This is a genomic window from Streptococcus sp. HMSC072D03 (genome assembly GCF_001812855.1).
Lineage (GTDB): Bacteria > Bacillota > Bacilli > Lactobacillales > Streptococcaceae > Streptococcus > Streptococcus salivarius_D.
This window is the reverse complement of sequence record NZ_KV810700.1, coordinates 39792-44165: the sequence shown is the minus strand read 5'-3', so window position 1 is coordinate 44165 and position 4374 is coordinate 39792. Positions and strand designations below refer to the sequence as shown.

The following is a 4374-nucleotide window of genomic DNA, read 5'->3' as shown; positions in this document are numbered from 1 at the left end:
AGCAGAGGCTTTCAGCCGAAGAGCAAGCCACCTGTTCTCACGGGTGGTTTTGACTTGTAAGCGGTATTGAAAGTAATAATTATTTTTCATTTCACAATTGAAATAGTGAATATTGGGTGGTATACTATTACAAATCATAAAAATTATAATAGTTTCAAGTAATAGGGAGCTAGCGATGTTTGGACAAGACTTTGGTCATCGGTTAAGAGAGTTGAGATTAGCACAAGGACTCACTAAAGAAAAATTTTGTGAAGGGGATGAGGTTTTATCAGTACGACAATTGACACGTATAGAGACAGGGAAGTCTCAACCTAAACTAGAAACCTTAGAGCACTTGGCAAGACGTCTGAATATATCTTTATCGGAATTGCTTGGAGAGAGAGCTATAGGCTCAAAGTTGCCGGTAGAATACCTCAATCTCAAATATCAATTGATGCATGCGACTAGTTTAGATAAGCCAAATAACCTAATGAAACTAGACGAAAAGCTGGCTAGATTATTAGGAGATACCTCTTTAGCTGACATCATGTCAGAGAAAATGAGAGATGCTATGAAAGAATAGAGCAGGACATACGTGTCCTTTTTTTTTAAAATATGCAGTATATTAGATTCATAAGAAGAACTAAAGAATATAACTTATTCATCAAGATTTTTGAAAATGACACAGTCTAAAATAGAGTATTAAGGAGAATTATTATGAAACCTGCTACAAAACGTTTCACAACTTTAACCGCACTCGCTTTAACTTCCGTTCTATTACTTGGTGCATGTGGTAATAACAAGAAGGAAGCCACATTAACATCGAGCTCTAGTAAGGTTAGTCAGAAAGTGAAATCGACAAAACCATCTTCAAAAGAAAAATCGAAGAAGTCTGAGAAAAAGACAAAATCTTCTAGTTCAGAAGAAGTCTCAAAAGAAACCTCTGGAGAAAAGAATTCACAACCATCAGCCGGAAATGTTGCTGGATCTACTCAACAAGAAGTTGCCCCAACAAATCCTAGTGAAGAAACAGCCGGAGTAAATCAAGGAACGACGACAGAACAACCAGCCGCTTCAGCGGAACAAACACCAGCTACCACAGCAGTGGATGTTACAGCAATGGCTAATGGTGATTTCTCTAGTGTTGCTGGTACCTATCAAAATGACTTAGGGGACACAATTACAGTATCCCCATCCGGTAGTGTAACCCGTGTTGGTGCTGAAAGTGGTTATAGTGATACAAGTAGTCAGCTCTTTAATGGTTTTGCTCAAGATGGCGGTTATGTAGCAGGTTTTGCTCATAATGATGGACCAACCAGTGACCCAATTTTCTTTGATAGTAATGGACAGATTCGTTTCGGTTCTGATGCGATATATGGTCGGATGCATGTTTACAATAAATTAGATTAATGGTATTGTCCCTCGGTACTTAAGAAAAGGAAATTACAAGTAGTAGAAGGAGTGCGCTTTAAAAATGTCTCAAAAAGAACATGGAGAAGTGAGAAGTACTAGTGGTACCTTAAAGGGGACCTATCACTATTTGGATTCTCCCAGTCCTCATTTGTTTCCGTTTGTCTTTATTAGTAACGTAACAGATAGCCTTCAGATGTTTCGCGTGTGTAAGAATGGTAAGCCAATTGCCTTTCCATTACTTCTACCAAATCAGTATAAAATTGTTTACATTAAGGACTTTCAAAATGTTAGCTCCTGCGATGAGATTACAGTGACTGAACATTTAGAAGAATACATCTATGATGAATCATAGTTAGACTAGATTGATACCTATAGTCAAATCAACCCAGAATGAATTAATTAATCTATTCAGATTTGCTTAATGTGTCAAGGAATTAGATGTAGCAAAAGCCCTCAGGTAGCCCCTTTGGGCTTTTCTTAATCATAGTTATCTGAAAGAATTAGCTATCAATTTTCTACAAAATAAAGTTTAGTAATAATATTGAAATAATTGTAAAAAATATTTCAAAGAGGTATAATAGAAGTATGAAAACGGTTCCAATCTTTATCAAACAGCCTAGAAAGTGAGAGTGATCAAAATGAGAAAGGCATATGTTTTTAAGGAACGTCAACGTTACTCAATACGTAAATATTCTTTTGGAGCTGCATCAGTCTTAATTGGTGCGAGCTTGATGCTTGGTGGGCATGCTTTGGCTCAGGAACAAGCCAATAGCACAGGTTCTATCACAGACTATGAAGTTACTGTAAATAATTCTGAAGCACCCCAAATTGACCAGGCAACTTCAGAAGCTGTTACCGATGTCCTCAATGAACCTGCGTCAAGATCAGAAGCACCAAGACCTAAGCTTGCTAGCAGTGAAGTTGCTTCTTCTGAAGCTAGTAGTGTAGTGTCCAGCGAGGTTGCTTCTTTGGAAGTATCAGCAGAGGTTGCTCATTCTGCATCTGCTGTCGCTTCTGTTTCTAGATCAGAAGTGGCTACTCCACGTTCTGAAGTGTCATCAGTAGCTAGCTCTGAAGTAGCTAGTGAAACTGACCGTTCAGCGATGTCAGAAGCAGTGGAAGTTAGACCTACTGACCGTGAAGCTGTCGATACTAGTCTTCGTACTGTCTTAACTAATGCTAGTCAGCCAGGTGTAGATGGTCCTGTGACTGCTGATGGTTCTCTTGATATTCCATCAAACGGTACTTTTTATTTCCGTCGCACAACTGAAATTCGTACAGCTCCAGTCATGGATATCAAACCTACTTTCGTCTTTAGTGCAGGTGACCATGTTATCTATGATAAGGTCTTGAAGAGAGATGATCATCAATGGATTTCTTACATTGGTTACGATTATGAACGCTACTACGCTGATATCGCAGCTTTGAAGGCCGAAAATACTAGTACCACTGAAGCGACTAGAGATGAAGCCGTCCCTGAACGTGGTACTTATTACTTCACTAAACCTGCAGATGTGAAGAACCAACCTAGCTTGACTGCTAAGACTGAGTTCAATTTTGATCCAGGTATGTCAGTCAACTACGATAGATCTTTGCTTGCGGACAACCACCGTTGGATTTCTTACACTTCGTACAGTGGTACTCGTCGTTACGTCGACTTAGGTGCTGTTGCAGAGGCTGTAGCTAAACCAAGAGGCGATATCGCTATTGAAAGCCATGACAATGGTGACTTTAGTGTAGTTATCAGTAATGTTTCAGACCAAAACGGTGTCCTCGGGGTATCTGTTCCAATCTGGTCTGAAAAGAATGGTCAGGATGATATCATCTGGTACAATGCGACTCGTCTTAACAACGGTAACTACAAAGTTAACGTCAGTCTAACTGACCACAAGAATGAACGTGGTCTCTACAATGTTCATCTTTACTATGTTGAAACTAATGGTAAATTGGTTGGTGTTGGTGGCACAACTTACACAGTTCCTGCCAAGGTTGAAGAAACTCATACAACTACTAGCTATAGCCTTCCTGACTCAGGAACTTACACCTTCAAAGAACGCACTGGCATTAAGGCAGAACCTCGTGTGGCAAGTCCAGAGTTAGCCTACTACGTTGCTGGTATGTCAGTCAATTACGATAAGATTGTCAGTGGTGATGGTTACCAATGGCTTTCTTACCTCAGCTACAATGGCAACCGTCGTTATGTAGCAGTGGCTAAACTTGCTCAACAAGAAAGCAAACCAAGCGGTACTATCAATATTGAAAATCTCTCTAACCTTGGTTTCGACGTTCATATCACTAATGTTTCTGGTGGTGATAAGGCTATCCAAAGCGTAAGTGTTCCAGTTTGGACAGCTAAGGACGGCCAAGATGATCTTGTATGGCACCAAGCCGACAGACAAAGTGATGGTAGCTACAAGGTTCGTATCAATGTTAGTGACCATAAGGCTGAAGCAGGTGAATACATTGTCCATCTCTACTATGTCCAAGATGGTAAAATGGTAGGTATCGGAGGCACTAGTACAACTGTTCCAGTTCAAAATGCAACTCGCCACAATCTTCCAGCTTCAGGTTCATATACCTTTACCGCTCGTACTGGCATTAAGGCAGAACCTCGTGTGGCAAGCCCAGAGTTGGCCTACTACGATGCTGGTATGTCAGTCAACTATGACAAGATTGTCAGTGGTGATGGTTATGAATGGCTTTCTTACCTCAGCTACAATGGCAACCGTCGTTATGTAGCAGTGGCTAAACTTGCTCAACAAGAAAGCAAACCAAGCGGTACTATCAATATTGAAAACCTCTCTAACCTCGGTTTTGACGTTCATATCACTAATGTTTCTGGTGGTGACAAGGCTATTCAAGGCGTAAGTGTTCCAGTTTGGACAGCTAAAGACGGCCAAGACGACCTTGTATGGCACCAAGCTAGCAGACAAAGTGATGGTAGCTACAGGGTTCGTATCAATGTTAGTGACCATAAGGCTG

Annotated in this window: 4 protein-coding genes; all 4 read left to right on the top strand. The window is 40.5% G+C overall.

The features are described from left to right. Nucleotides 1-175 precede the first annotated feature (175 nt). The gene (locus HMPREF2877_RS09950; RefSeq protein ID WP_002886754.1) at nt 176-562 is read left to right on the top strand and encodes a helix-turn-helix domain-containing protein; all 387 of its coding nucleotides are present in this window, start codon (nt 176-178) and stop codon (nt 560-562) included. A 134-nt stretch (nt 563-696) separates the two neighbouring features. Beyond that, complete coding sequence (locus tag HMPREF2877_RS09945) at nt 697-1389, top strand: DUF6287 domain-containing protein (protein WP_002886755.1); 693 nt, start codon at nt 697-699, stop codon at nt 1387-1389. 64 nt (nt 1390-1453) lie between these two features. Then, nucleotides 1454-1744 (top strand): hypothetical protein, encoded by a 291-nt coding sequence (locus HMPREF2877_RS09940; RefSeq protein ID WP_002885564.1) that lies wholly within the window; start codon nt 1454-1456, stop codon nt 1742-1744. Nucleotides 1745-2030: 286 nt separating this feature from the next. After that, on the top strand, nt 2031-4374 hold a 2344-nt coding region (locus HMPREF2877_RS09935), incomplete at its 3' end, for a GBS Bsp-like repeat-containing protein (RefSeq protein ID WP_083306942.1).

Bases quoted from the DNA above. Each gene is read 5' to 3' on its own strand.
- HMPREF2877_RS09940 (WP_002885564.1), top strand. From the start codon at position 1,454: ATGTCTCAAAAAGAACATGGAGAAGTGAGAAGTACTAGTGGTACCTTA.
- HMPREF2877_RS09950 (WP_002886754.1), top strand. From the start codon at position 176: ATGTTTGGACAAGACTTTGGTCATCGGTTAAGAGAGTTGAGATTAGCA.
- HMPREF2877_RS09945 (WP_002886755.1), top strand. From the start codon at position 697: ATGAAACCTGCTACAAAACGTTTCACAACTTTAACCGCACTCGCTTTA.